Raw genomic sequence first — 25,430 nt, 5'->3', positions numbered from 1 at the left:
AGAGATACCATTTCGCAGGTGCAGAAACAAACGCTCAAATTGGTTTGGTACTAAGGATTTACCTTTAGGGGCGATTCGCTTGAGGCTTCCCAAACGCCGCGCGGACGGGCAAGGAAGGCGCGTGATCGATCGTATTCCTGATGCGCCCCGGGCTGGGTCATGAGCACCGCCGACATGTCCAGCCCCGATGTCATGCCCGATGTGCTGATCGTCGGCTCCGGTGCTGCCGGACTAACCGCAGCACTGGTGCTGGCCGAACGCTGCCGCGTCCTCGTGCTGGCCAAAGGCGCGCTTGACGGCGGATCGACGGCCTGGGCGCAGGGCGGCATTGCCGCCGTGCTCGACGAAGGCGATACCTTCGACGATCACATCCGCGACACTATGGTGGCAGGGGCCGGCCTCAACCGGCGCGACACGGTCGAGTTCGTGGTCGAGAACGCGCCGGAGGCGATTCGCCGGCTCGCCGATCTCGGCGTGCCGTTCAATGCCGATTCGGGCGCCCTGCACCTGACGCGTGAGGGCGGCCACTCGCACCGCCGCATCGTCCACGTTGACGATGCCACCGGCTGGGCGGTCCAGCAGGCGCTGATTGCCGCCGCCAAGGCCCACCCCAACATCACCTTGCGCCCCGACATGGTGGCGATCGACCTCGTGACCGACCGGCACCGCGCCGACCACACCAGCGACCAGAACGGCAGCGGCCGGGTCTGGGGCGTCTACGCGCTCGATACCCGCAGCGGCCGCGTTGAATGCTTTGCCGCGCGCGCGACGATCCTTGCCACAGGCGGCGCGGGCCGCACCTATCTCTTCAGCACCGCCCCGCGCGGCGCGACCGGAGACGGCATCGCCATGGCCTGGCGCGCGGGCTGCCGCGTCTCCAACATGGAATTCATGCAGTTCCACCCGACCTGCCTCTACAACCTCGAGGTCAAGAACTTCCTGATCACCGAGGCCGTGCGCGGCGAAGGCGGGCACCTCAAGCTCCCGCCGGGCGTGCCGGGCGGCGGCGAGCGCTTCATGCCGCGCTTCGACCCGCGCGAGGAACTGGCCCCGCGCGATATCGTCGCCCGCGCGATCGACCATGAGATCAAGCGCCTCGGGCTCGATTACGTCCACCTCGATATCAGCCACAAGGACCCGGAGTTCGTCCGCGGCCACTTCCCCAACATCTACGAGCGGCTGCTCGGCCTCGGCATCGACATGACGAAGGAACCGATCCCGGTCGTGCCTGCGCAGCACTACACCTGCGGCGGCGTGCTGATCGATCTGGCCGGCCGCACCGATCTCGACGGGCTCTATGCCGTGGGCGAATGCTCGGAGAGCGGGCTCCACGGTGCCAACCGGCTTGCTTCCAACAGCCTGCTCGAATGCTTCGTGTTCGGCGATGCCGCCGCGAACGACATCCTCGCGCGGTGGGACGCGTTTCCGCCGCCGCCCGCGCTCAGGCCGTGGGATGAAAGCCGCGTGTCGGATTCCGATGAGGAAGTCGTCATCAAGCAGAACTGGACCGAGCTCCGGCGCTTCATGTGGAACTATGTCGGCATCGTGCGCACCAACAAGCGCCTCGAACGCGCGGCGCACCGCATCAAGCTGCTCAACGGCGAGGTCAACGACTACTACGGCAATTTCCGCGTGACGGCGGACCTGATCGAGCTGCGCAACCTGCTCCAGACTGCCGAACTCATCGTGAAAAGCGCGCGCGCCCGGCGCGAGAGCCGGGGGCTGCACTTCAACGAGGACTACCCCCAGACCCAGCCCGCCGCGCGCGACACGGTGCTGGTGCCGGACTGAGGGCGGGCGGAGGGCCTGAGCCCGCCCGCCCGACCCTCGTCATTCCCGCGCCCTACCCATCCTTCGTCATTCCCGCGAACCTACCTACCCTCATCATTCCCGCGCAGGCAGGAATCCAGAGCGGTCAGGCGCAGCCCGCCCCCCCTACAAATGCCGCCCGATGAAGATCAGCACCATCGCCCCGAGCACCGAGGCAATGCATCCGGCGCGGCTCACGCCGCCGCCATCCTTGCTGCCCCAGCCCGCCGCCAGCCCCGCCACCAGCGAGCCGGCAATGCCAAGCAGGATCGTCCGGCCAAGGCCCATCGGGACAGTGCCGGGATAAAGGTACCGCGCGGCGAGGCCCACCAACAAGCCGCTGACAACGATCGAGATAAGCTTGAACACGCGTCTTCTCCACCATTGCAACCGCTGCGACGCATATCGCGCGCGGTGCCCTACGCGCCAGTGGATAATCGAGTGGCAAAGATGGTGAAGGGTATGGACAGCGATCTTGTCCACAAGATCGGTTGAAGGCCCGGAATTTTTTTTGCGAGCGCCGATTGGGACTTGAAATGACGGTTTCCGCACGCGTCGCTGCGCTGCAGCATGACTGTCATGACGATGAAACGAATCGTACGTGCGACGAGCCGAATCGATAAGTGGGTGTTTACCCTCTTGTGTCTGATTCCGGTTGAGGCACTATAGGTAGTGGTCGGGTCCCGGGGGAACCTCTAAACCTAGTTTCAGTGGCGCAGCGGGCAGTTAGCTCGCGGCAACGGTGGCTGTCCTGCCGCCGCCTCTGGTCTTGACCTTGGTGACGGGCGCCCGCGCGAGGCCCGAGGGGAATGAAATATTCTCCTTTTGTTCCGCGAGGCGTATGATGGATTTCGCGGGCCTGATTCGGTTGATCCGGAGGGCCCCTCAAAGATGAACAGGGGTTGTGGCGTGGATTTCAGGACTGGTGACGGCGTCGTGGAGCAGGACGGTACGGGTCGTGAAGATTTCGGCCAGAGCGAGCTGGGCCTCACCAGCAGCCCGGCCCCTGCAGGTGGAAAGGCAATCGGCATGAGTGCGGAGGATAAGGGCAGCGAAGCGCTGGTGGCGGCGATGACCGCAGGTGCCGCAAGCGCGCTCGCCGCGGCGGTGAAGCCCGTCTCGGATTCCAAGACAATCAACGCGCGCCGTTTCACGATCGCAACCGATCATGCCCGCGATGCCCTGCTCACCGATTTCGGCAAGGACACGCTGGACGACCGCTATCTGCTGCCTGGCGAGCGCTATCAGGATCTCTTCGCGCGCGTTGCTGATGCTTATGCCGATGATCAGGACCACGCGCAGCGGCTTTACGACTACATCTCGAAGCTCTGGTTCATGCCGGCCACCCCCGTGCTTTCGAACGGCGGCACCGGGCGCGGCCTCCCCATCTCGTGCTACCTCAACTCGGTGTCTGACAGCCTCGAAGGCATCGTCGGCACCTGGAACGAGAACGTCTGGCTCGCCAGCCGCGGCGGCGGCATCGGCACCTACTGGGGCCAGGTCCGCGGCATCGGGGAGAGCGTCGGCCTCAATGGCAAGACCAGCGGGATCATCCCCTTCGTCCGCGTGATGGACAGCCTCACCCTTGCGATCAGCCAGGGCTCGCTGCGCCGCGGTTCGGCTGCCTGCTATCTCGATGTGTCGCACCCGGAAATCGAGGAGTTCCTCGAGATCCGCAAGCCCTCGGGCGATTTCAACCGCAAGGCGCTCAACCTTCACCACGGCGTGCTGCTGACCGACGAGTTCATGGAAGCGGTGCGCGATGGCACTGAATTCCACCTGCGCAGCCCCAAGGATGGCTCGGTGCGCGGCACCGTCGATGCGCGCTCGCTGTTCCAGAAGCTCGTCGAAACCCGCCTCGCCACGGGTGAGCCCTACATCGTGTTCAACGACACGGTGAACCGCATGATGCCCAAGCATCACCGCGATCTCGGGCTCAAGGTCTCGACCTCGAACCTGTGCTCGGAAATCACGCTGCCCACCGGGCGCGACCACCTCGGCAATGATCGCACCGCGGTGTGCTGCCTCTCCTCGCTCAACCTCGAAACCTGGGACGAGTGGAACAAGGACGAGAGCTTCATCGAGGACGTCCTCCGCTTCCTCGACAACGTGCTGCAGGACTACATCGACCGCGCGCCGGACGAGATGGCCCGCGCCAAGTATTCGGCGATGCGTGAGCGTTCGGTCGGCATGGGCGTGATGGGCTTCCACTCGTTCCTGCAGCAGAAGGGCATCGCCTTCGAAAGCGCCATGGCCAAGGCGTGGAACCTCAAGATGTTCAGGCACATCGCGTCTCGTGCGGATGAGGCTTCGCTGCTCCTCGCGCAGGAACGCGGCGCATGCCCCGATGCGGCGGACATGGGCGTGATGCAGCGCTTCTCGTGCAAGATGGCGATTGCGCCCACCGCGTCGATCTCGATCATCTGCGGCGGCACGTCCGCCTGCATCGAGCCGATCCCGGCCAACATCTACACCCACAAGACGCTTTCGGGCAGCTTCGTGGTGAAGAACCCCTATCTCGAGAAGCTGCTCCAGACGAAGTCGAAGGATTCGACCAACGTGTGGAACACGATCCTCGAGCGCGGCGGTTCGGTCCAGCACCTCGATTTCCTCTCGCCGGAGGAAAAGGCCGTCTACAAGACCAGCTTCGAGATCGACCAGCGCTGGCTGCTCGAATTCGCGGCGGACCGCACGCCCTACATCGACCAGGCCCAGTCGCTGAACCTCTATATCCCCGCCGATGTCGACAAGTGGGACCTGATGATGCTGCACTTCCAGGCGTGGGAAAAGGGCATCAAGTCGCTCTACTACCTCCGCTCGAAGTCGGTGCAGCGCGCTGGCTTTGCCGGCGGTGTGGAGGCGGACAACACCGCCGTCGCCCCGGTGATCGAACTCGCGAGCCCGACCGACTACGAGGAATGCCTCGCCTGCCAGTGAGGCCCCGCCTCAAGCGTCACGCCCATCCAGTCCCCAAAGGCACATCATGCCGGATCGTCCGCCCTTTCTCGAAGCCCGCCGCGCCCTCCCGGCGCGGTGCGTGCAGCAGCGCTTCGGGCGGCGTACAATTCGCGACACGATGCCTGCTTGCGCAATGATCCATCGCCCTTCTATTGTTGCGAGTGAATTGCAATATCAGGAAGGCTCTATCAATGCGCAAGTTTCACCGCTGGATCTCGGTGTTCTTCGGGGTGTTCCTGCTGTGGATCGCGGTGACGGGAACGCTCAGCCAGATCGTGCCGCTGTTTGCGGGCGGCGAGGGCGGGAAACCCAAGGCAGAGCAAACCGCCGCGAAGCCCACATTCGTCTGCCCGCCAGACTACCTGTGCCGGCCCAAGCCCAGGCCGGGCGATCCGCGCGCGCTGGTCGGGCTGCTGCATCACCTGCATTCGGGGGAGAGCTTCGGGCCGGTGGGCGTGGTCATCGCCACGCTTTCGGGCTTCGCGATGATCTTCTTCAGCTTATCAGGCCTGTTGATGTATATCCAGATGTGGCGCAACCGCGCGGGTCGCGGCCTCAAGCCCACCTGGTTCTGGAAATAGCACACCGCCCGGCCGCAACCTCGAACGGGGCTGCGGCCGGATATGCGGGATCCTCAGCCTTCCTCTTCCATCGAGTAAGCCACATCGCCATTGGCGGAGAGGCGCACCTTGTCGCCCTCCACTCCGGCAACCAGCCCGAGCGAGAGATAGTGATGGTGGCCCTGATGGGCTTCCCCTTCGATCCCGGCGCTGCTGTCTTTCTTCGTCAGCTTGATGCGGTCACCGTCGACATGATCGACCGTGCCGACATGCACGCCGTCTGCGCCGATGACTTCCATGTGCTCGCGGATTTGTGCGGCGATGGGATTGGACATGATGGTTCTCCGGGATTGTGGTCGGGCCGCGCAGCCGGAAGGGCACGCGTCCTCAGACGCATAACGCGCCGCCAGCCCGGTCGTTCCAGGCGCCGTACCGCGACTTTGCGCTATTCCATGCGTTTACCCTTTGGCGCGGCTTACGCCGCAGCGCCGCGATTCCCATATCAATCTCTTGCCCAACAGGATCTGTCCCATGTCCCTTCTTGAAGCCCGCAGCTCCTACAAGCCCTTCGAATATCCCTGGGCCTACGATTTCTGGAAGCGCCAGCAGCAGATCCACTGGATGCCCGAGGAAGTTCCTCTGGGTGAGGATTGCCGCGATTGGGCGCAGAAGATCTCGGACCACGAGCGCAACCTGCTCACCCAGATCTTCCGCTTCTTCACCCAGGCCGACGTCGAGGTGCAGGATTGCTACCACGACAAGTATGGCCGCGTGTTCAAGCCGACCGAGGTCAAGATGATGCTCGCCGCCTTCTCCAACATGGAGACGGTGCACATCGCCGCCTACTCGCACCTGCTTGACACCATCGGCATGCCCGAAAGCGAGTACGCGATGTTCCTCGAATACGAGGAAATGCGCGCCAAGCACGATTACCTGCAGCAGTTTGGCGTCGATTCCGATGAGGATATCGCCCGCACGCTCGCGATGTTCGGCGGCTTTACCGAGGGCCTGCAGCTCTTCGCCAGCTTCGCCATGCTGATGAATTTCCCGCGCTTCAACAAGATGAAGGGCATGGGCCAGATCGTCTCGTGGTCGGTGCGCGACGAATCGCTCCACTGCGAAGGCATCACCAAGCTGTTCCACGCCTTCGTGCAGGAGCGCGGCTGCCTCACCAAGGCGGTGAAGGAAGACATCATCGATTGCTGCCAGAAGACCGTCCGCCTAGAGGACGCCTTCATCGATCTCGCCTTCGAGCAGGGTCCGGTCCCGGGCATGAGCCCCAAGGAAATCAAGAAGTACATCCGCTACATCGCCGATTGGCGCCTCGGCCAGCTAGGCTTCCAGCCGATCTACATGATCGAGGAACACCCCCTCCCCTGGCTCACCCCGCTGCTCAACGGCGTCGAACACGCCAACTTCTTCGAAACCCGCGCCACCGAATACTCCAAGGCCGCCACCCGCGGTGATTGGAACACCGTCTGGTCGAGCTTCGACTCGCGCCGCAAGGCCAAGTCGGCGGAGCCGGCGAACGAGCTGGTGGAAGAGCCCGAGGCGGATATGTTCAAGGCGGCGGGGATCGCGGCGGAGTGATAAGTTTGCCAGCTCGTCTTTCGAAGAGTCAGATTGATAGAGCTGGTCAAGCTATCGCGCGACCACCAGATCCGGAAACATTTGAATTCCTTCAACTTGAGGAGGTATTCGACCAGTATCGGGCTCGCCATCTTTCTCCTCTTACCGAAACGACTTCAACAATTCAAAGATGGCTAACTGAATACGGTAAATCATATTATATTGCACAACGCCTTAAGCGCAAACCGCAGATCGCGCGAAAGTTGCGCCGTCTAAGGACGCGCTTGAGTCAGCTGCAAGATATTGGTGGACTCCGAATTATCGTAGCTGATAATAAAGCCGTCGATGATCTGAACAATTTTTTGGATGATCAGATACGAAGTTCGTCTAAGATATCGGTCAAGAGAACAACTGATTACCGTGAACGCGGCCGTGACTTGACGGGCTACAGAGCCGTTCACAAATTGATATTGTGCGAAGAGGCGACTCTTGAACTACAGATTCGCAGTCGAATTCAGCATTACTGGGCTGAAAACATTGAGAAGACATCAATCATCACCCAAACATTTCTCAAAGAGGGAGAGGGTCCTCCAGAACTCCTTGAGTATTTTCGATTTCTTTCAGATATATTTTATGAAGTTGAAAATCACAACTCTATCGCTGGTATAAATAGACTGGATTTTGAGAAAAAAAGACTTGATGCAGAGGCAATTGTCAACTCTCACAAGCTCTCAAGGTCACTGTCAAGTTTCATTGATGAAGATGTTATTAAGACGCTTGGTTCAGTAGAAAAAGGCCGCCGTCAAAGTTTAAATAATTGGATACTTATATTTGACTGGAATTCTGGAAATTTCGTTCTATGGGATGAGGTGGACAGGGATCCCGATATAGCGATAAAGAAGTATGCTGACTTTGAGAAGATTTACAAATCAGAAGATGGTTATGAAGTTGTTCTAATCGGATCATCTGACATCTCTACGGTGAGAGAGACACACAGCCATTACTTTGGTATCTCACCGCCCGAAAATATCTTGCAGAGCCTTGATGACTCTCTAATTGGCATATCATCACATCTAGATTTGAATGTCGATGCACGCCAAATACTTGCAGCGATGTATCGAAAAAAATTTTGGAATACAAAGGCGACTTCGCCTGAAACATTGAAGAATCACTTTTGCAAGAACGTCGCCAACTTCGACACAGCTCTCAGGGCCCTTATAACGAAGGGATTTGTTGTCGAGAGATCACTTGGTGGAATATCACTGGACTTAAAGAAGAAGGCTACGATGGAAGGTTATATCTGAACTCGTGTCGCATCGGTCTCGGTGTCTCACCAAATAACTGAGAAGCGGCAACTCGTTCGGCCCGCTTGACAAAACAAACCAAATAGGTTATACGCCCCACCCAGATCGGGAGCAGGCTAGGCCGGCCTTGCCCTCGCTCCTCTGGTCCGAAGCCACGCGCATAGGGCCAGCGCGACCGGTGCGGGCTGCGGGTTAAAGGCGGGACGTTCTCCCAAGACCTTGGCCAGGCATCTACCGCGCCAGCGCAATCAGTGCCCATGGGTGTGAAAACACCGCAGGATGCCGGCTAGTATGCGAGCCGCCCCCGGTATCCGGACGCTGATCTTCCCAGGCTGAGCCGGGTCAGGACCTGCCCCATCCGGCCACTCGCAAACGATGCAGCACCCGGCGTCCCATCCCGCAGCGAATTCCTTCAAGGAAGTCATGCAGGCGCCGCACCGGTCGCGCGATCTCCCCTCGCTGCCAGCCGCTGCTCCCCCGTGCCCCCAAATCCAACAGGCCCGGAAATCCGGCAGACAAGCCTACTCCGGCAACCACCCCAGCATCTTCGCCAGCAGCACCGCGTCCAGCCCCGCCAGCAGTGCATAGACCGCAAGCCACAAGAGCGGCCGCGGCACTTGCGCCAGATCGGGGCGGCCGGCGGGATGGCAGAGCGAGACGCCCGTACCCACCGCTGGCTTCTTCACCGGGCCGTAAATTGCCTCGATCACCTCGTGCTCGCCGCCCTCGCTGGTAAAGCGATAGACCGGCGCATAGCTGCACGCGCCTTCGTCCCAGATCGAGCGATAGCCCGCCACCACCCCCTCCACCCGTAGCGCAGGGCGCGTCAGCCGCACGAAGTCGCGGCGCGCCAGCACCCACAGGCAGAAGAGGCACAGCGCCTGTCCGGCAATGAGGAAGACCATTTCCATCGCCACACAAATGGCATCAGAGAATTAAATCCGGGTTGCCCCTCATCCCGTTCGTGTCGAGCGAAGTCGAGACACCTCACGCCGCGCTTAGTGTCTCGACTTCGGGGCTTCGCCCCGCAGTTTATCCCGAGCTTGTCGAGGGGCTCGGCACGAACGGGTTTAGGTGGTGCGTAAATCCCTAAACGCCCGGTGTGCAAGGGCGATGGCCCTTGCGTCTACTCTGCTTCCTTGAGTCTCTCCGCCAGCACCGCGATCTCTCCCGGCTCCAGCAGCCACGTCCGCGTCGCCCGGCCCTCGCGGTGGACCGGCACCGTCAGCAGCAAACGCGCTTTCTCCCGCGCGTGCGGCTTGTAGAGCGCGAAGTGCATCGCGCATTCGCGGATCGTGCCGATGATCGGCACGCGGCCTTCGAGGTCGATCATCGTCGCGGCCTGATCCCACGGGATCTCGGCCAGAGTAGCGCCCGCCATCAAATGTCCAGGTTCGCCACGTTGAGTGCATTTTCCTGAATGAAGTCGCGGCGCGGCTCGACCACGTCGCCCATCAGGCGGGTGAAGATCTCGTCGGTCACGTCGGCGTCTTCCATCTTCACCTGCAGCAGCGAGCGCTGGGTGGGATCGAGCGTGGTCTCCCACAGCTGATCGGCGTTCATCTCGCCCAGACCCTTGTAGCGCGAGATGGAGAGGCCCTTGCGGCCCGCCGCCAGCACTTGCGCTAGGAGTTCGGAAGGCCGGGTGATCCCCGCCCCTTCCTTGGCTGCGGCGCGCACCGGTGCGGCAGTTTCGGCTTCGCCTTCCTGCTCTTCGGCGCTGACTTCGGGCTCCGGCTCGGCCGCGACAGCGCTGCTCCGCACCAGCCGCGCCGGGGTGGCATAGACTTCGGCGTGCTCACCGGCGAGGCGGGCGAGCTTGCGCGCTTCGGCACTGGCGAGGAAGCCCGCCTCGATCGTGTGATTGTCGGTCACCCCGCGCCACAGCTTCTCGATCTGGTAGCCGCCGTCAGGCGCCACGCGCGCGGTCCAGCGGGCTTCGCGCTCACCGCGGTCCATCCAGCGCACGCTGGCCGCGAGCGCTGCCTCGCGCGCTTCTGCCGTCATCTCGGGATCGAGCGCGCCTGCCAGCGCCAGCGCCTCGATGATCGTGGGATCGTAACGCTTGGGCGCGAAGGCCATCAGGTTGCGCAGCCGCAGCGCGTGCTCGACAAGGCCGGCAAGGTCCGCCCCGCTGCGCGCGCCGCCCGCGGTTTCCAGCATGCGACCCGCCAGCCCCGCCTCGACAAGGTAGCGATCGAGCGCCGGGCCGTCCTTCAAGTAGACCTCGCTGCGCCCCTTGGCCACTTTGTAGAGCGGCGGCTGCGCGATGAAGAGGTGACCTTCGCGGATGATCTCGGGCATCTGGCGGTGGAAGAAGGTGAGCAGCAGCGTGCGGATATGCGCGCCGTCGACGTCGGCGTCGGTCATGATCACGATCTTGTGATAGCGCAACTTGCCGAGGTTGAATTCATCGCGGATGCCGGTGCCCATGGCCTGGATCAGCGTGCCGACTTCCTTCGAACCGATGATCCGGTCAAACCGCGCCCGCTCGACATTCAGGATCTTGCCCTTGAGCGGCAGGATCGCCTGGAAGTGCCGATCACGCCCCTGTTTGGCCGAGCCGCCGGCGCTGTCACCCTCGACGAGGAACAGCTCGCACTTGGCGGGATCGCGCTCCTGGCAATCGGCCAGCTTGCCGGGCAGGCTGGCAATGTCCATCGCGCCCTTGCGCCGGGTCAGTTCGCGCGCCTTCTTGGCGGCTTCGCGCGCGGCGGCGGCGTCGATCACCTTCTGGATCACGGCGCGGGCGTGGGCAGGGTTTTCCTCCAGCCATTCGCTCATCTTGTCGGCCATCAGGCTTTCGAGCGGCTGGCGCACTTCGGAGCTGACCAGCTTGTCCTTCGTCTGGCTCGAAAACTTGGGGTCCGGCAGCTTGACCGAAACGATCGCGGTCAGCCCCTCGCGCATGTCATCGCCCGTAAGGCTGACCTTCTCCTTCTTCAGCATGCCCGAACGGTCGGCATAGCCGTTCAGCGTCCGCGTCAGCGCCGCGCGGAAGGCAGCGAGGTGCGTGCCGCCATCGCGCTGCGGGATGTTGTTGGTGAAGGCGAGGACGTTTTCGTAGTAGCTGTCGTTCCACTCGAGCGCGACATCGATGCCCACGCCGTCGCGGCTCGCGGAAATGGCGATCGGCTCGGGCATCAGGGGCGACTTGTTGCGATCGAGGTACTGCACGAACGCGCCGATGCCGCCGACATAGTAGAGATCGTGCTCGGCCACTTCCTCGTGCCGCTTGTCGCGCAGCAGGATGCGCACGCCGGAATTGAGGAACGCCAGTTCGCGGTAGCGGTGCTCCAGCTTGTCGAAATCGAACTCGAGCACGTTCTTGAACGTGTCGTGGCTGGCGGCAAATGTGACACGGGTGCCCTTCTTGACGCCGCCCTTGCCGTCTGCCGGAGCGGGGCCAAGGACCTTGAGCGGGGCGACCGCGTCGCCATGCTCGAAGCGCATCCAGTGCTCCTCGCCGTCGCGCCAGATCGTCAGCTCCAGCCACTCGCTGAGGGCATTGACCACCGAGACGCCGACGCCGTGGAGGCCGCCGGAAACCTTGTAGGCATTATCGTCGCTGGTGTTCTCGAACTTCCCGCCCGCGTGGAGCTGGGTCATGATCACTTCGGCGGCAGAAACGCCTTCTTCGGCATGGATGCCGGTGGGGATGCCGCGGCCGTTGTCCTCGACCGAAACCGAACCATCCGGGTTCAATTCGATGAGAACGAGATCGCAGTGCCCGGCCAGCGCCTCGTCAATCGCGTTGTCGGAAACCTCGAACACCATGTGGTGCAGGCCCGAGCCATCGTCGGTATCGCCGATATACATGCCGGGGCGCTTGCGCACCGCATCGAGCCCCCGCAGGACCTTGATGGAATCGGCGCCATATTCGTTGGCGTTGGGGATGTTTTCGTTCGTACTGGCCATCATTCCGACATAGGCATTAAAGGCCGATTTCCCAAGCGAATCCGGCCTGTTTTGCACAAGGGCGAACCCCTTTTCACGCATCGAACCGAGGGGGGCTGGCGGCGGCTCGCCAATCGTGCTGAAACGCGCCTCGCAACTTCAATACAAAGGACTTTGTGCCCCATGCGCAAGCTGCTGACCGGCGCCATTTCAGCCGCCCTGCTCTCTTCGCCAGCGCTCGCCGCGCCGACCGCGAAGGCCGATCCCTATGGCGGCGAGGCAGCGTTCCGCAGCCTCTACAAGGAGCTCGTCGAAACCAACACGACCCTCTCGTCCGGCAGCTGCACACTGGCGGCAGAGCGCATGGCGGCGCGGCTCAAGGCCTCGGGTTTCACCGATGATCAGCTGACCGTGTTCTCCACGCCCGAGAAGCCCAGGGAAGGCGGCCTCGTCGCGGTGATGCCGGGCACTTCGAAGACCGAGAAGCCGATCCTGCTGCTCGCCCACCTCGATGTGGTCGAAGCCAAGCGCGAAGACTGGGTGCGCGATCCCTTCACGCTGATCGAGGAGAACGGGTACTTCTATGCGCGCGGCGTTGCCGACGACAAGGCGATGGCGGCGGCCTGGGTCGATACGCTGATCCGCCTCAAGCAGGAAGGCTTCAAGCCGAAGCGCACGCTCAAGCTCGCTTTAACGTGCGGCGAGGAGACAACTTACGCGTTCAACGGCGCAGAGTGGCTGGCCAAGAACAAGCGCGATCTGATCGACGCGGCCTATGCGCTCAATGAAGGCGGCGGCGGTCGCACCAATGGCAAGGGCGTGTCCGAAGGCGGCAAGCTCGTCGTCGAATCGATCCAGGTCGGCGAAAAGGGCGTGCAGAACTACCGCCTCGAAACGCGCAACCCGGGCGGCCACAGCTCGATTCCGGTGCGCGACAACGCGATCTACGAACTCGCCGCCGCGCTGGTGAAGCTGCAGAACTACGATTTCAAGCTTGAGCTGTCCGACACCACCCGCGCCTTCTTTGCCAGGGCCGGCGCCGCGCGCAATGACGATCTCGGCAAGGCCATGCAGGCAATTGCAACCAACCCGGCGGATAGCGCGGCCGAAGCGGTGCTCAACAAGGACCGCACGTTCCATTCGATGCTGCGCACCACCTGCGTCGCCACCCTGATCGATGGCGGTCATGCCAACAATGCGCTGCCGCAGCGCGCCGGGGCCAATGTCAATTGCCGCATCTTCCCCGGCCATTCGATTGAGGACGTGCAGCAGGAACTGCAGGCGGTCGTCGCCGATACGGGCGTGACGATCACACCGGTGCCGCCGCTGCGCCCGCTGGCCAAGACGCCGCCGCTGGATCCCGCAATCATCGGCCCGATGGAAAATCTCGCCGCAAAGTACTTCCCCGGCGTGCCGGTGGTGCCGACGATGTCGACCGGCGCGACCGACGGGATCTTCCTCGCCGCGGTGGGCATCCCGACATACGGCGTGCCCGGCGCGTGGGGGAACCCGGACGGCAACGGCGTCCACGGCCTCAACGAACGGATCGAGATCAAGTCGCTGATGACCGGCCGCGCCTATCTCTACGAACTCTTGAAGGCCTACACCAAGTAGGCACCCCGCTGTAATCGCTCGCTTTAGCCGGAATTGTCCCCATCCTGTCCGCAGGTCTATGCACCTGTGGACAGGATGGCATGCCTCCCCTTGACGCATGTCTTGGCCCTGTGGTCTTTTTACGGCCATGCGTCACGAAGCGGTCATCCGCATCCCTCAAATCGCACCCGGCAGGCGCCTCGCGCCCATTCCGGGCGGGACCGTCGGCGCATTCTTGCGAAAGGGCCGAACGGAAGCATGCTTCACAGGTCGCTGATCGAACGGGCGGCTGCGGCCAGGCCCCATAGCGGTGAGACCGCCTTGCTCGGGCATGATCGCCATCTGTCGAACTGCCCGGCGCTGGTGCTCAATGCCGATTACACCCCGCTAAGCTATTATCCGCTGAGCCTCTGGCCGTGGCAGACCGCGATCAAGGCGGTGTTCCTCGAGCGGGTCGATATCGTCGCCACTTATGACCGCGAGGTCCATAGCGCCTCGCTCGACATGAAGATCCCCTCGGTCATCGCGCTGCGCCAGTTCGTCAAGCCGAGCGAGTTTCCCGCCTTCACGCGCTTCAACCTGTTCCTGCGCGACAAGTTCCAGTGCCAGTATTGCGGCAGCCCGGACCAACTGACCTTCGACCACGTCGTCCCGCGCCGGCTTGGCGGGCGCACCACGTGGGAAAACGTCGCCGCCGCCTGCGCGCCCTGCAACATGCGCAAGGGCGGGCGCACTCCGGCGCAGGCGCAGATGCGCCTGATCACCGAACCGATCCGCCCCACCTCGTGGCAATTGCAGGACCGCGGCCGCCTGTTCCCGCCGGGCCACCTCCACGAAAGCTGGCGCGACTGGCTCTACTGGGACGTCGAGCTCGAAGGCTGATCGCCCGCGCCAAGCAGGCGCGCACCGTTCAGGAATAGCAGCATCGCCACCACGGAAATGGCTGCAGCCAGCAGCATCGTCACGCCGGGCAGGTTGATGATCGCAGCGGGACCGCTGAAGTGCGCCAGCGTCTGGGTATAGAGCGGCGGGCCGATGATCGCCGCGATCGAATTGATCGATTGGGTCGCGCCCTGCAATTCGCCCTGGCTGCGCGCATCGACCGCCTTGCTGTTCATCGCCGCGATCGAAGGCTGCACCATTCCGGAGAGCGCACCTACGGCAATCGCGAGGTAGACGACCCAGGTTGCTGTCGCGACCGTGTAGAGCACCGCCGCGGTCGCCAGCGACGCGACGCCGAGCATCACCGTCCGCTTCTCGCCCAGCTTGGGCATCACCAGCCGCAGCCCGAAACCCTGCACCAGCGCGCTGGTGATCCCGACCATGGCGAGCGCAAGGCCCACATCGCGCGTCGAAAAACCGTAGGCCGCAATGGCGAAATAGGCCCAGGTCGAAGGGTAGACGATATAGGCCAGCTGCCACACCGCCAGCGCGCCGACGAACCACAGCACGGTCTTGCTCTGTTTGCGCAGCGCGCGCAGCGAAGCAAGCGCATTGGCGCGGCGCCAATCGAACGGGCGGCGACTTTCGGGTGGCAGCGATTCCTTGAGGAACACGAGCCCGAACAGGAAGTTGGTCAGCGCCAGCACCGCAGCTGCCTCGAACGGCAGGCGCTGGTCGATCGAGCCCAGCACTCCGCCCAGCGCCGGCCCGATGACGAAGCCGATGCCGAAGGCCATCCCCATCAGGCCAAAGCTCGCCGCGCGCTTTTCGGGCACGGTGACATCGGCAACATAGGCATAAGCGGCGGAAAAGCTCGCGCCCGTAGCGCCCGCGACAAGGCGCCCGATGATGAGCCACCAGAAGGCCGGGGCCATGGCCTGGAGCAGATAATCCAGCCCCATCGCCAGAATCGCCGCCAGCAGCACCGGCCGCCGCCCGAACCGGTCAGACAAGTTCCCGATCACCGGCGCGCACACGAACTGCATCACGGCATAGCCCGCGCCGAGCCAGCCTGCATATTCCGCCGCCACCGAAATCGGCACGTGCGCCAGAGACATGATCAGCCCGGGCAACACCGGCAAGGCAATGCCGAAGCCCAGCATGTCGATCAGCACGATGGCAAAGACGAAGCCGATAGAGGCCCGATGCGGCATGGGCTTTGGCACGGCGTTTACCTTTATCGATCCGCGATCAGCCGCGCGTGAGCGCGGCCTCGCACTCCGTCATCAGTTCGTCCATGATCGCGCTCACGGGCTCTTCCTTCGTCACCATGCCGACCGACTGCCCGGCCATGACCGAGCCGCGTTCGACATCGCCGTCGATCACCGCACGGCGCAGCGCGCCTGCCCAGAAGTGCTCGATCTCGAGCTGCGCCTCGCCCATGTCGACCACGCCTTCATCGAGCCGCCGCGCGACTTCGACCTGCTTGGCGTTGAATTCCTCGCTGCCCTTGTTGCGCAGCGCGCGCACAGGGATCACCGGGAGGCGCGGATCGATCTGCACGCTCGCCACCGCATCGCGCGCATTGGCGCGGAAGAACGCGGTCTTGAACGCCGGATGCGCGATGGATTCGCTGGCGCAGGCAAAGCGAGTGCCCAGCTGCACCCCGCTCGCACCCATTTCGAGGTAGCTCGCGATCATCTCGCCCCGGCCGATGCCGCCCGCCACGAACACGATGTGGTCCTGGGCCAGCGCGGGCAGGAATTCCTGCGCCAGCACCGAAGTCGAGACCGGGCCGATATGTCCGCCGGCTTCGGAACCCTCGATCACCAACGCATCGGCGCCCGAGCGGAACAGCTTCCTGGCCAGCGCCAGCGTCGGTGCGAAGACCAGCACCTTGGCGCCGAATGCCTTGATCGCCTCGACCGCGCCCTTGGGCGGAATGCCGCCTGCGAGCACGACATGGCTCACCTTGTGCCGCGCGCAGACCTCGATCAGATCGAACAGGCGCGGATGCATCGTGATCAGGTTCACGCCGAAGGGCTTCGTCGTCAGCGCCGCTGTCGCGGTGATTTCGGCGTCGAGCAATTCCGGCGTCATCGCCCCGCAGGCAATCACGCCAAATCCCCCGGCATTGCTGATCGCAGCGACGAGATTGCGTTCGGAAACCCAGCTCATCGCGCCGCACAGCACGGCATGTTCGGTGCCAAGGAATTCGGCGCCGCGCGCCATGAGCGCAGCGGTCTTGGGGTATGCGGTCATCAGAAAGCTCTCGTCCAGCGCGGCCTGCAAGGGAGCGCCCTTAGGGCCGCTTCGTGGCGGCAACAAGGCGGGATCTTCGCGGCCTGATCGCCAATCTCGATTTCTGTGCGCAAGGTTTGTCGTTTCCCCGATGGCCGTACAGCGCGCAGAAAGGTGGCATCAGCCAATTGCGCCAAAGCCGAGAGCCGGTCCAGCAAGGCCCGGTCCCGGGTCGCACCCCGCCTTCCGGTCCCGCAACGGCACCGGGAGGCGGGACTTCAGGCCGCGTCCAGCTCGTAAGCGGTATGCAGCACGCGCACGGCGAGTTCGACTTCGTCGGAATCGATCAGCACCGAGACCTTGATCTCGCTGGTCGAGATCGCCTGGATATTGATCCCCCGGTCCGCCAGCGCCTTGAACATGGTCGAGGCGACGCCCGCGTGGCTGCGCATGCCGACGCCCACCACCGAGACTTTAGCGACCTTGCTGTCCGCGATCATGCGGTAGTAGCCGATCGTGTCCTTGCGCTCTTCGAGCAGCGCCTGCGTGCGGGCGAGGTCCGCCTGCGGGCAGGTGAAGGTCACGTCGGTCTCGCCTTTGTCCTTGGCGATATTCTGGATGATCATGTCGACGTTGATGTTCGCTTCAGCGAGCGGCCCGAAGATCGCGGCGACCGCACCCGGGCGGTCTGGCACGCGGGTCAGCGTCACCTTGGCCTCGTTCTTGTCGGCGGCAATGCCGGTGATCAGCTGGCGTTCCATCTCTTGTCCTTCTTCGCTGTCGGCCAGAATGCGGTCCAGTTCCTCGTCGGAAACGATCATCGTGCCGGGGATGCTGTCTGCCGGCGGCGCGCTTTCATCGATGAACGAGGAGAGCACCTGCACCCGCACCCCCTCCTTCATCGCGAGGCTCACCGAACGGGTCTGCAGCACCTTCGAGCCGACCGAGGCGAGCTCGAGCATTTCCTCGTACGTCACGTACTTGAGCTTGCGCGCCTTCGCCACGATGCGCGGATCGGTGGTGTAGACGCCGTCGACATCGGTGTAGATGTCGCAGCGATCCGCCTGCACCGCCGCTGCCACCGCCACCGCCGAAGTGTCCGAGCCGCCCCGGCCCAGCGTGGTCACGCGGCCATCGCCGTCCATGCCCTGAAAGCCCGGGATCACCGCAATCTCGCCCGCCGCCATCGAGGCGAGGAGCGCAGGCGAATCGATCGTTTCGATGCGCGCGGCGGCATGCGCATCATCAGTGCGCACCGGCAGCTGCCAACCGAGCCACGAGCGCGCCTTGCAGCCGAGCGCCTGCAGATGGAGCGCGAGGAGACCCGAGGTGATCTGCTCGCCCGCCGCCACGACAACGTCGTATTCGGCGCGGTCATAGAGCGCGTTGGCCTCGCGGCAGAAGGTCACCAGCCGGTCGGTCTCGCCCGCCATGGCCGAGACGACGACGGCGACTTCATGTCCCGCTTCCTGCTGGCGCTTGACGATGCCGGCCACGCGGCGGATGCGCTCGGTCCCGGCCATCGAAGTGCCGCCGAATTTCATCACGATCCGGGCCACGTCACCTCCCCCGCAGCATTGCTGAACATTCCCACACGGCCCCTCGACCGTATGGACGCGGCGCTTTAGAGTCGCCGCATGAGCAATGCAACCACCGCCACGACAATGACGCCAACGATCAGGGCCGAGGAAGCCGCCCATTTCGGCAAGTTGGCGGCCGAATGGTGGGATCCCAAGGGCAGTTCGGCCATGCTGCACAAGCTCAACCCGGTGCGGTTGGGCTTTCTGCGCGCGGCCATCGATTCGCATTTCGCGGCCGATCCGCGCAGCTTGCGGCCGCTTGCGGGCCGCCGCGCGCTCGATGTCGGCTGCGGCGCGGGCCTGCTGGCGGAACCGCTCGCACGGATGGGCGCTGGCGTTACGGCGGTGGATGCAGCCGAGGAAAACATTGCCGCTGCCCGTGCCCATGCCGAAGCCGGCGGCCTTGCCATCGATTATCGCCACGGCGAACTGGCAGCGCTCGGCCTCACCGGCTTCGATCTCGTTACTTCGATGGAAGTCATCGAGCACGTGGCCGACAAGGCCGCCTTTGTTGCGGCCCTCGTGGCGACGGTGGCCGAGGACGGTCTGCTGGTGCTTTCCACCCCCAACCGCACCGCCGCCTCGCGCTTGCTGCTTGTCGGCGCGGCGGAAACGGTCGGCATGGTGCCCCGGGGCACGCACCACTGGGAGGACTTCATCACCCCGCTGGAACTAAGCGACCTGCTGGCCGAAGCCGGCTTCGCGATGGGCAATCCCAAGGGCATTTCGTGGAGCCCGCTCAAGGGCCTCCACCTCTCGGATGACTTGTCGCTCAACTACATCGTCACCGCCCGCAAGGCAGATGGGGAGCAAGCCTGATGGCCACCGGCAAAGTCTTCGAACGGCACAAGCAGGCCTGGACCACCGACGAAGTGCAGAAGCTGCATATGCTGGCAAAGAAAGGCATGGCGCTCAAAGGCCTCGCCAAAGCGCTCACCCGCAGCGAGGAATCAATCAAGATTCGCGCCAAGGCGGATGGATTGGCAATCGAGAAGCTGCGCTGAGGGAAAGGGGCCGTCCCCCTTTTCAACCACCGTTCGTGTCGAGCGAAGTCGAGGCACCTGGCGCAAACGCGTCGCCTCGCCATCCCCGCACCAAACGCCTCGTCTTCCCCGCACCAAACGCCTCGTCATCCCCGCACCAAACGCCTCGCCATCCCCGCACCAAACACCTCGTCATCCCCGCACCATACCCTTCGTCATCCCCGCGAAGGCGGGGATCCAGAGCGGTCACAGCGCCGCAGCTCACGGGATTTCCGCCTGCGCGGGAATGACGAAGTGAGGGTTACGAAGCGTTCAGCCCGCCGAAGCAGGCAAAAACCGCTCCACCAGATCACGCGCCAGCCGTGCCGGGCGCAAGGTGGCGGCATCGAGGCAGCACCAGCTCGATTTCACTTCAGCCAGCACGACCTCGCCGCGCTTGATGATCGTCTCGTAGAACGCCCGCGCGCCCTGGACGCGCTCCAGAATCACGTGGGCGATCACCGGATCGTTGAGGAACGTCGGCCGCCGGTAGGTGATGTTGTGATTGGTCGCGACCCAGACATGATCGGCAATCGCCTGCGCCGGCGCAAAGGCGCGCCAGTGCCCCACTACGGCATCCTGCACCCAGCGGAGGTAGGACGCGTTGTTGACGTGCCCCATGAAGTCGATGTCAGCAGGATCGACAGTGATCGCATAAGCGAAAGGAACGGTGGTATTCACATTGATGTAGATAACACGGAAGCGCCTCTTTGAACAGGGCAGCTCGCGTTTCTTTTCATGTCCATTCAACCCAGAATGGAGCTCCATTCGGCTTCCTTGAACCCCACCAGCAGCCCGCCCGGATGCTCCACGATCGGCCGCTTGATCACCGAAGTATTGGCCGCCAGCACTGCGGGCGCACCATCGCCGGTGAGCGCGGCCCGATCTGCTTCGGAGAGCTTGCGGAAGGTCGTCCCCGCCCGGTTGACCACCTTGTCGCGCCCAGCCGCCGCGATCCACTCCGCAATCCGCGCCGGGTCCGCGCCTGCCTTCTTGTAGTCGTGGAACGCGTAGGCGATTCCCTGTGCCTCGAGCCAGGTGCGGGCCTTCTTGACCGTGTCGCAGTTGGGCATGCCGTAGAGCGTGATGGTCATGCGCCGGTCCTCGAAAAGCGGTGCACACGGCTGGGCGTGCCAGCAAACAGCGTGTAGTCCTCGTAATAGGCCTCGCGGCCCTTCGCCTGCATCTCGGCATGTTCGGCCACCCGCCGCCACGCCAGCGCCGCCGCTTCGTCCACCCATTCGCTGATCGCCACGACTTCGCCATCATCGGCGGTGTAGCTCTTGAACGAGAGGTAGCCGGGCTGTGCAGCGGCGAGCAGCTCCATCGCATCGGCATCGGCGGAATAGGCCGCCGCATCGATATCGGCGCGCTTGCGGTTGCGGAAGACGACGAGGAACATGGGGCGAGCCATAGCGCCAGTTTCCACCACCCCCAACCCCCTCCTCTAAAGAGGAAGGGGCTTTTTGCTGCTGCTCCCCCTCCTCTTTAGAGGAGGGGGCCGGGGGGTGGTGCCCGCCGCAGAATGGACATTTCCGCGCGCTTGCGACAAAGCGATGAGCCATGAGCTTCAACACCTTCGGCCACGCATTCCGCTTCACCACCTGGGGGGAAAGCCACGGACCCGCCCTCGGCGCGGTCGTCGATGGCTGCCCGCCGGGCCTTGCCATCAGCGAAGCACAGATCCAGCCCTTCCTCGATGCGCGCCGCCCCGGCCAATCGCGCTTCACCACGCAGCGGCAGGAACCGGATCAGGTCCGCATCCTCTCGGGCGTCTTCGAAGGCAAGACGACCGGCACCCCGATTAGCCTGATGATCGAGAACGTCGACCAGCGCTCGAAGGACTACGGCGATGTCGCCAAGGCCTATCGCCCCGGCCACGCCGACTATGCCTATGATGCGAAGTACGGCTTTCGCGACTATCGCGGCGGCGGGCGTTCCTCTGCGCGCGAAACCGCCGCGCGTGTGGCGGCGGGCGCAGTCGCCCGGCTCGTCATCCCCGAAGTCAGCGTGCTCGGCTGGGTCAGCGCCATCGGCGGCGATGCGATCGATCCGGCCAACTTCGATCCTGCCGAGATCGCCCGCAACCCCTTCTTCTGCCCCGACGCCGCAGCCGCCGCGCGCTGGGAGAAGCTGGTGGATGACGCCCGCAAGGCCGGCTCCTCGCTTGGCGCCGTCGTCGAATGCACCGCTACTGGCGTGCCCGCCGGTTGGGGCGCGCCGCTCTATGCCAAGCTTGATGCCGAACTCGCCCACGCGATGATGGGCATCAACGCGGTCAAGGGTGTCGAGATCGGCGATGGTTTCGCTGCCGCTGCCAACACCGGCGAAGGCAATGCCGACCCCATGCGGCCCGGTGCCGACACACCCGAATTCCTCGCCAACCACGCGGGCGGCATCGCAGGCGGCATCTCCACCGGCCAGCCAGTCCACGTGCGCGTCGCCTTCAAGCCGACCTCCTCGATCCTCACCCCGGTGCCCACGATCACGCGCGCCAATGAACAAGGAAAGCACGAGGCGACCGAGCTCTTCACCAAGGGCCGCCACGACCCCTGCGTCGGCATTCGCGGCGTGCCGGTGGTCGAGGCGATGATGGCGCTGGTGCTGGCGGATCAGAAGCTGATGCACCGGGGGCAGTGCGGCGGCTGACGGGGCCCGCCCTTCCTCAACGTCGCCACCCCCGCGAAGGCGGTGATGACTAAGGAATTGCGGCGGTCCCTGGCTTGCCTAAACCATCCGCCCCGCTAGTCTCGCGCGCCAAACCACACGGCCAACAAATACTCGGGGAGCCGAACACTTGGGCAAGCGCCTGACCCTCTATATCCTGATCGCCCTGTTTGCCGGCATCGGCGTGGGCTACGCGCTCAATGTCTCCTACCCGGCGGGGGACAAGCAGCTGGCGGACATTGCCGATCTCCTCAAGCTGCTGCCCGAGGTGTTCCTGCATCTCATCAAGATGATCATCGCCCCGCTGATCTTCGCGACCCTCGTCACCGGCATCGCCAGCATGGGCGATAGTTCCGCGCTCGGGCGCATCGGCGGGCGGGCGCTTGCCTGGTTCATCACTGCAAGCCTGATCTCGATCGGGCTCGGCCTCGTGCTCGTCAATCTGTTCCAGCCCGGAGCGGGGCTCAACATCACTTCGGCCACGCCGGTCAGCGATCTGGCGACGGCTGACTTCACCTTGCGCCACTTCGTGCTCGAGGTGTTTCCGACGAGTGCGCTCGACGCGATGGCCAAGAACAACGTGCTCCAGATCCTCGTGTTCTCGATCTTCGCCGGCCTTGGCCTCTCCGCAATGGGCGAGGAGGCGGCACCGCTGGTGCGGGGCGCCGAGGCGCTGGCGACGCTCATGCTGACGATCACCGGCTATGTCATGCGCGCCGCGCCCATGGCGGTGTTCGGCGCCATGGCCTCGGTCATCGCGACACGCGGGGTGGGCATCATTCTGACCTATGGGGCGTTCGTCGGCGAGTTCTATTTCGGGCTGCTCCTGCTGTGGACGCTGCTGCTTGGCATGGGGGGGCTGTTCCTCGGCAAGCGCGTATTTTTGCTGGCCCGCTATATCCGCGAGCCGATCCTGCTGGCGTTCTCCACCGCGAGTTCGGAAAGCGCGCTGCCCAAGCTGTTCGAACAGCTCGACCGGTTCGGGGTGCCGCGCCGCATTTCGGGCTTCATGCTGCCGCTGGGCTACAGCTTCAATCTCGATGGCTCGATGATGTACACGAGCTTCGCGACGCTGTTCATTGCGCAGGCCTACAACATTCCGCTTTCGGCCGGGCAGCAGATCGCGATGCTGCTCACGCTGATGGTCACCTCGAAGGGCATCGCCAGCGTGCCGCGCGCCAGCCTCGTGGTGATCGCAGCAACGCTCACCCAGTTCGGCCTGCCGGTCGAGGGTGTGGCGCTCCTCCTCGGCGTCGATACCTTCCTCGACATGGGCCGCACCGCGACCAACGTGGTGGGCAATGCCGTGGCGACTTCGGTGATCACCAAGTGGGAAGGCATGCTGCAAGTGCCGCTTGACCCCGACGCGCCCGAAGCGACACCCCCGCACGACACGCCGGAGCAGGGCCGGCGGGGGCTGCATCTCGATCCAGAGGCCTGACGCCTACTTTTTCGCCTCTTTGTCCAGCGTCACCGGCTGAAACATCCCCAGCCCGCAGGCATTGAGCGGGCCGCGCGGGCCGCCGCCACTGGGGATGACCCGGATGATATCGACGTTGCACAGCTGCGACAGCGAGGTCGCGTAGGAAAACGCCCGCTCGAAGCCGAGCGACGAGCAGCGGTTGGGCAGCGTGTTGCGATACCACTTTGTCCCGCTCACGCGGAAGTCGACGGTCCAGTCGTCGCGGACCCTGCTTTCCTGGATCGAGGTGATCGGAATGCAGCTCACCGCAGGGCCGGTCGTTGTGGCGAGCGGCACGTTGGCGGCATGGCCGTTGTTGTTCGATGCATCGCCAGGCCGCGGCGCGCAGGCACCGAGCGACAGGGCGGCAGCGGTCGTGACAGTCAGGAAGGCGGCGATCCTCAGGGTAACTGGCCTCAAAGCACTCATGGCTTTTTCTCCTTGGCTTTCCGCGCTCCGCCCCCCCGAGTCGCAGGCTTCGTTGCGGATTTCGCCCCCTTCTCGAGAACTTTCTCCTTGAAGCCGCAAAGGTCAACCACCTCGCAGCGCCAGCATTCCGGCTGCCTCGCCTTGCACACATAGCGCCCGTGCAGGATCAGCCAGTGATGCGCGCCCACGCGAAACGGCTGCGGCACCTTCTTCTCGAGCTGCTTCTCCACCGCCAGCGGGGTCTTGCCCTTGGCGAGGCCGGTGCGATTGCCGACACGGAAGATATGCGTGTCGACCGCGAAGGTCTCCGCCCCGAAGGCGCAGTTGAGCACGACATTGGCGGTCTTGCGGCCCACACCGGGCAGAAGCGTCAGCGCATCGCGGTCACTCGGCACCTCCCCGCCATGCTCGCGCACGAGGATTTCGGCCATGGCGATCACGTTCTTCGCCTTGCTGTTGAACAGGCCAATCGTCTTGATGTGCGCCTTGAGGCCTTCTTCGCCGAGCTCCAGCATCTGCGCCGGGGTCTTCACTCTGGCAAACAGCGCGCGCGTCGCCTTGTTGACGCCGACGTCAGTCGCCTGCGCCGAAAGCGTCACCGCCACGAGCAGTTGATAGACATTGCCATATTCAAGCTCGGTCTCCGGCGCGGGATTGGCCTCGGCCAGCCGGCGGAAGAACTCGAAGACTGTGTCCTTCTTCAAAGCCCGAGCACCTCCGGCATCGTATAGCGCCCCGGCTCCCTGCCGAGCAGCCAGAGCGCCGCACGCACTGCCCCGCGCGCGAAGATCGCGCGGTTCTCGGCGAGATGCGAGAACGAGAGGCGCTCGTTGTCGGCAAGGAAATGCACCGTGTGATCGCCCGCCACGCTGCCACCGCGCAGCGCCGCGAAGCCGATTGTCCCGGCCTTGCGCGCACCGGTCACCCCGTCGCGCCCCGCGACCCGTTCCTCGGCCAGCCGCACGCCCCGGCCTGCTGCCGCCGCTTCACCCAGCAGCAATGCGGTGCCCGAAGGCGCATCGACCTTCATGCGGTGGTGCGTCTCGACGATCTCGATGTCCCAGTCCTCGCCCAGCCGGCTCGCCGCCTCGCGCACCAGATGCGCGAGCAGCGTGACGCCGAGCGAGGTATTGCCCGTCTGCAGCACCGGCACGCTCACCGCCGCGGCATCGACCAGCCAGTGATGCCGCTCGGCAAGGCCCGTCGTGCCGACCACGATAGGAATGCCGGCATGGATCGCCGCGTCGAGATTGAATTCCAGCGCCGCCGGCGCCGAGAAATCGACCAGCACATCGCTCGCCTGCGCGAGCGCCACCGGGTCACCGCCCTGATCGATCCCGCCCGCATGTTCATGCCCTGCCGCGATGATCGCTTCGACCAGCGCCTGCCCCATGCGTCCTGCGCTGCCGATAATGCCGATGCGTGCCCCAGAGTTCATTATTGCTCACCTCGTGTCT

25 protein-coding genes are annotated in these 25,430 nt (G+C 64.0%); 11 read left to right on the top strand and 14 right to left on the bottom strand.

What is annotated here, in order from left to right; genetic code table 11:
• The first annotated feature begins 159 nt into the window (after positions 1-159).
• On the top strand, positions 160-1,791 hold the full coding sequence (gene nadB, locus ACO056_RS03930) for an L-aspartate oxidase (RefSeq protein WP_421852113.1): 1,632 nt from the start codon (positions 160-162) through the stop codon (positions 1,789-1,791).
• Positions 1,792-1,935: 144 nt separating this feature from the next.
• On the opposite strand, the gene ACO056_RS03925 is transcribed toward nadB, so the two are convergent.
• Entirely contained in the window at positions 1,936-2,178 is a 243-nt protein-coding gene (locus ACO056_RS03925) for a GlsB/YeaQ/YmgE family stress response membrane protein (RefSeq protein WP_421852110.1), read from the bottom strand.
• Between the two features lie 540 nt (positions 2,179-2,718).
• On the opposite strand from ACO056_RS03925, the gene ACO056_RS03920 reads away from it, so the two are divergent.
• Complete coding sequence (locus ACO056_RS03920; RefSeq protein WP_421852107.1) at positions 2,719-4,746, top strand: ribonucleoside-diphosphate reductase subunit alpha; 2,028 nt, start codon at positions 2,719-2,721, stop codon at positions 4,744-4,746.
• Positions 4,747-4,958: 212 nt separating this feature from the next.
• Entirely contained in the window at positions 4,959-5,348 is a 390-nt protein-coding gene (locus ACO056_RS03915) for a PepSY domain-containing protein (protein ID WP_421852104.1), read from the top strand.
• A gap of 53 nt (positions 5,349-5,401) precedes the next feature.
• Here ACO056_RS03915 and ACO056_RS03910 read toward each other — a convergent pair whose 3' ends face one another.
• The gene (locus ACO056_RS03910; RefSeq protein ID WP_421852101.1) at positions 5,402-5,662 is read right to left on the bottom strand and encodes a DUF2171 domain-containing protein; all 261 of its coding nucleotides are present in this window, start codon (positions 5,660-5,662) and stop codon (positions 5,402-5,404) included.
• A 196-nt stretch (positions 5,663-5,858) separates the two neighbouring features.
• Here ACO056_RS03910 and ACO056_RS03905 point away from each other — a divergent pair, with 196 nt between their 5' ends.
• Positions 5,859-6,917 carry a ribonucleotide-diphosphate reductase subunit beta gene (locus ACO056_RS03905; protein ID WP_421852098.1) on the top strand — a complete coding sequence of 353 codons (1,059 nt, stop codon included), beginning with the start codon at positions 5,859-5,861 and terminating at the stop codon, positions 6,915-6,917.
• Positions 6,914-8,200, top strand: coding sequence for a RelA/SpoT domain-containing protein (locus ACO056_RS03900; protein WP_421855298.1), 1,287 nt, complete (start codon positions 6,914-6,916; stop codon positions 8,198-8,200). Before ACO056_RS03905 ends, ACO056_RS03900 begins: the two co-directional genes overlap by 4 nt.
• Positions 8,201-8,721: 521 nt before the next feature.
• Here ACO056_RS03900 and ACO056_RS03895 read toward each other — a convergent pair.
• The 3 genes from ACO056_RS03895 to gyrB form a co-directional block, all read right to left on the bottom strand.
• Positions 8,722-9,105: a hypothetical protein gene (locus tag ACO056_RS03895; RefSeq protein WP_421852095.1), complete on the bottom strand. Its 384-nt coding sequence runs from the start codon at positions 9,103-9,105 to the stop codon at positions 8,722-8,724.
• Between the two features lie 221 nt (positions 9,106-9,326).
• Positions 9,327-9,581 (bottom strand): hypothetical protein, encoded by a 255-nt coding sequence (locus tag ACO056_RS03890; RefSeq protein ID WP_421852092.1) that lies wholly within the window; start codon positions 9,579-9,581, stop codon positions 9,327-9,329.
• Positions 9,581-12,118, bottom strand: coding sequence for a DNA topoisomerase (ATP-hydrolyzing) subunit B (gene gyrB, locus ACO056_RS03885; protein ID WP_421855295.1), 2,538 nt, complete (start codon positions 12,116-12,118; stop codon positions 9,581-9,583). The genes ACO056_RS03890 and gyrB overlap by 1 nt, the downstream gene beginning before the upstream one ends.
• 162 nt (positions 12,119-12,280) lie before the next feature.
• Between gyrB and ACO056_RS03880 the strand changes: the two genes are divergently transcribed.
• On the top strand, positions 12,281-13,711 hold the full coding sequence (locus tag ACO056_RS03880; protein WP_421852089.1) for a M20/M25/M40 family metallo-hydrolase: 1,431 nt from the start codon (positions 12,281-12,283) through the stop codon (positions 13,709-13,711).
• 237 nt (positions 13,712-13,948) lie between these two features.
• Positions 13,949-14,572: an HNH endonuclease gene (locus tag ACO056_RS03875; protein WP_421852086.1), complete on the top strand. Its 624-nt coding sequence runs from the start codon at positions 13,949-13,951 to the stop codon at positions 14,570-14,572.
• Here ACO056_RS03875 and ACO056_RS03870 read toward each other — a convergent pair.
• The 3 genes from ACO056_RS03870 to ACO056_RS03860 all read right to left on the bottom strand — a co-directional run bounded on the left by ACO056_RS03870 (position 14,545) and on the right by ACO056_RS03860 (position 18,372).
• Entirely contained in the window at positions 14,545-15,798 is a 1,254-nt protein-coding gene (locus tag ACO056_RS03870; protein WP_421852083.1) for a TCR/Tet family MFS transporter, read from the bottom strand. The genes ACO056_RS03875 and ACO056_RS03870 overlap by 28 nt on opposite strands.
• A 25-nt stretch (positions 15,799-15,823) precedes the next feature.
• Positions 15,824-16,834 (bottom strand): NAD(P)H-dependent flavin oxidoreductase, encoded by a 1,011-nt coding sequence (locus ACO056_RS03865; protein ID WP_421852080.1) that lies wholly within the window; start codon positions 16,832-16,834, stop codon positions 15,824-15,826.
• 257 nt (positions 16,835-17,091) lie between these two features.
• The gene (locus ACO056_RS03860) at positions 17,092-18,372 is read right to left on the bottom strand and encodes an aspartate kinase (protein WP_421852077.1); all 1,281 of its coding nucleotides are present in this window, start codon (positions 18,370-18,372) and stop codon (positions 17,092-17,094) included.
• Between the two features lie 78 nt (positions 18,373-18,450).
• Here ACO056_RS03860 and ubiG point away from each other — a divergent pair, with 78 nt between their 5' ends.
• Entirely contained in the window at positions 18,451-19,212 is a 762-nt protein-coding gene (ubiG, locus tag ACO056_RS03855) for a bifunctional 2-polyprenyl-6-hydroxyphenol methylase/3-demethylubiquinol 3-O-methyltransferase UbiG (RefSeq protein WP_421852074.1), read from the top strand.
• Positions 19,212-19,397 carry a hypothetical protein gene (locus ACO056_RS03850; protein ID WP_421852070.1) on the top strand — a complete coding sequence of 62 codons (186 nt, stop codon included), beginning with the start codon at positions 19,212-19,214 and terminating at the stop codon, positions 19,395-19,397. Before ubiG ends, ACO056_RS03850 begins: the two co-directional genes overlap by 1 nt.
• Positions 19,398-19,688: 291 nt before the next feature.
• Here ACO056_RS03850 and ACO056_RS03845 read toward each other — a convergent pair whose 3' ends face one another.
• From ACO056_RS03845 to ACO056_RS03835, 3 genes are all read right to left on the bottom strand, one after another.
• Positions 19,689-20,096: an acyl-CoA thioesterase gene (locus tag ACO056_RS03845; RefSeq protein WP_421852067.1), complete on the bottom strand. Its 408-nt coding sequence runs from the start codon at positions 20,094-20,096 to the stop codon at positions 19,689-19,691.
• Between the two features lie 65 nt (positions 20,097-20,161).
• Entirely contained in the window at positions 20,162-20,509 is a 348-nt protein-coding gene (locus ACO056_RS03840; protein ID WP_421852064.1) for an arsenate reductase, read from the bottom strand.
• Positions 20,506-20,817, bottom strand: coding sequence for an antibiotic biosynthesis monooxygenase family protein (locus ACO056_RS03835; RefSeq protein ID WP_421855292.1), 312 nt, complete (start codon positions 20,815-20,817; stop codon positions 20,506-20,508). Before ACO056_RS03835 ends, ACO056_RS03840 begins: the two co-directional genes overlap by 4 nt.
• Positions 20,818-20,978: 161 nt before the next feature.
• Here ACO056_RS03835 and aroC point away from each other — a divergent pair, with 161 nt between their 5' ends.
• Both aroC and ACO056_RS03825 read left to right on the top strand, forming a co-directional pair.
• Positions 20,979-22,064, top strand: coding sequence for a chorismate synthase (gene aroC / locus ACO056_RS03830; RefSeq protein ID WP_421852061.1), 1,086 nt, complete (start codon positions 20,979-20,981; stop codon positions 22,062-22,064).
• Between the two features lie 148 nt (positions 22,065-22,212).
• Positions 22,213-23,523 carry a dicarboxylate/amino acid:cation symporter gene (locus ACO056_RS03825; RefSeq protein ID WP_421852058.1) on the top strand — a complete coding sequence of 437 codons (1,311 nt, stop codon included), beginning with the start codon at positions 22,213-22,215 and terminating at the stop codon, positions 23,521-23,523.
• 3 nt (positions 23,524-23,526) lie between these two features.
• On the opposite strand, the gene ACO056_RS03820 is transcribed toward ACO056_RS03825, so the two are convergent.
• The 3 genes from ACO056_RS03820 to dapB are packed head-to-tail and all read right to left on the bottom strand — an operon-like array spanning position 23,527 to position 25,411.
• Entirely contained in the window at positions 23,527-23,973 is a 447-nt protein-coding gene (locus tag ACO056_RS03820) for a hypothetical protein (RefSeq protein WP_421852055.1), read from the bottom strand.
• The gene (gene nth, locus ACO056_RS03815) at positions 23,970-24,677 is read right to left on the bottom strand and encodes an endonuclease III (protein WP_421852052.1); all 708 of its coding nucleotides are present in this window, start codon (positions 24,675-24,677) and stop codon (positions 23,970-23,972) included. The genes ACO056_RS03820 and nth overlap by 4 nt, the downstream gene beginning before the upstream one ends.
• Positions 24,674-25,411 carry a 4-hydroxy-tetrahydrodipicolinate reductase gene (gene dapB / locus ACO056_RS03810; protein ID WP_421852049.1) on the bottom strand — a complete coding sequence of 246 codons (738 nt, stop codon included), beginning with the start codon at positions 25,409-25,411 and terminating at the stop codon, positions 24,674-24,676. The genes nth and dapB overlap by 4 nt, the downstream gene beginning before the upstream one ends.
• Positions 25,412-25,430: the final 19 nt, after the last annotated feature.

Source organism: Novosphingobium sp. (assembly GCF_965228995.1).
In the GTDB taxonomy this organism is placed as follows: domain Bacteria; phylum Pseudomonadota; class Alphaproteobacteria; order Sphingomonadales; family Sphingomonadaceae; genus Novosphingobium.
The sequence above is the reverse complement of the archived record's forward strand: the minus strand, read 5'-3'. Positions and strand labels throughout refer to the sequence as shown.

Excerpts from the sequence above, each read along its gene's own strand:
- gyrB (WP_421855295.1), bottom strand. The coding sequence starts at position 12,118 with ATGGCCAGTACGAACGAAAACATCCCCAACGCCAACGAATATGGCGCC.
- nadB (WP_421852113.1), top strand. The coding sequence starts at position 160 with ATGAGCACCGCCGACATGTCCAGCCCCGATGTCATGCCCGATGTGCTG.
- ACO056_RS03850 (WP_421852070.1), top strand. The coding sequence starts at position 19,212 with ATGGCCACCGGCAAAGTCTTCGAACGGCACAAGCAGGCCTGGACCACC.
- ACO056_RS03915 (WP_421852104.1), top strand. The coding sequence starts at position 4,959 with ATGCGCAAGTTTCACCGCTGGATCTCGGTGTTCTTCGGGGTGTTCCTG.
- ACO056_RS03820 (WP_421852055.1), bottom strand. The coding sequence starts at position 23,973 with ATGAGTGCTTTGAGGCCAGTTACCCTGAGGATCGCCGCCTTCCTGACT.
- ACO056_RS03875 (WP_421852086.1), top strand. The coding sequence starts at position 13,949 with ATGCTTCACAGGTCGCTGATCGAACGGGCGGCTGCGGCCAGGCCCCAT.
- ACO056_RS03895 (WP_421852095.1), bottom strand. The coding sequence starts at position 9,105 with ATGGTCTTCCTCATTGCCGGACAGGCGCTGTGCCTCTTCTGCCTGTGG.
- ACO056_RS03835 (WP_421855292.1), bottom strand. The coding sequence starts at position 20,817 with ATGTTCCTCGTCGTCTTCCGCAACCGCAAGCGCGCCGATATCGATGCG.
- ubiG (WP_421852074.1), top strand. The coding sequence starts at position 18,451 with ATGAGCAATGCAACCACCGCCACGACAATGACGCCAACGATCAGGGCC.
- aroC (WP_421852061.1), top strand. The coding sequence starts at position 20,979 with ATGAGCTTCAACACCTTCGGCCACGCATTCCGCTTCACCACCTGGGGG.
- ACO056_RS03880 (WP_421852089.1), top strand. The coding sequence starts at position 12,281 with ATGCGCAAGCTGCTGACCGGCGCCATTTCAGCCGCCCTGCTCTCTTCG.
- ACO056_RS03910 (WP_421852101.1), bottom strand. The coding sequence starts at position 5,662 with ATGTCCAATCCCATCGCCGCACAAATCCGCGAGCACATGGAAGTCATC.
- ACO056_RS03905 (WP_421852098.1), top strand. The coding sequence starts at position 5,859 with ATGTCCCTTCTTGAAGCCCGCAGCTCCTACAAGCCCTTCGAATATCCC.
- ACO056_RS03890 (WP_421852092.1), bottom strand. The coding sequence starts at position 9,581 with ATGGCGGGCGCTACTCTGGCCGAGATCCCGTGGGATCAGGCCGCGACG.
- ACO056_RS03840 (WP_421852064.1), bottom strand. The coding sequence starts at position 20,509 with ATGACCATCACGCTCTACGGCATGCCCAACTGCGACACGGTCAAGAAG.
- dapB (WP_421852049.1), bottom strand. The coding sequence starts at position 25,411 with ATGAACTCTGGGGCACGCATCGGCATTATCGGCAGCGCAGGACGCATG.
- ACO056_RS03865 (WP_421852080.1), bottom strand. The coding sequence starts at position 16,834 with ATGACCGCATACCCCAAGACCGCTGCGCTCATGGCGCGCGGCGCCGAA.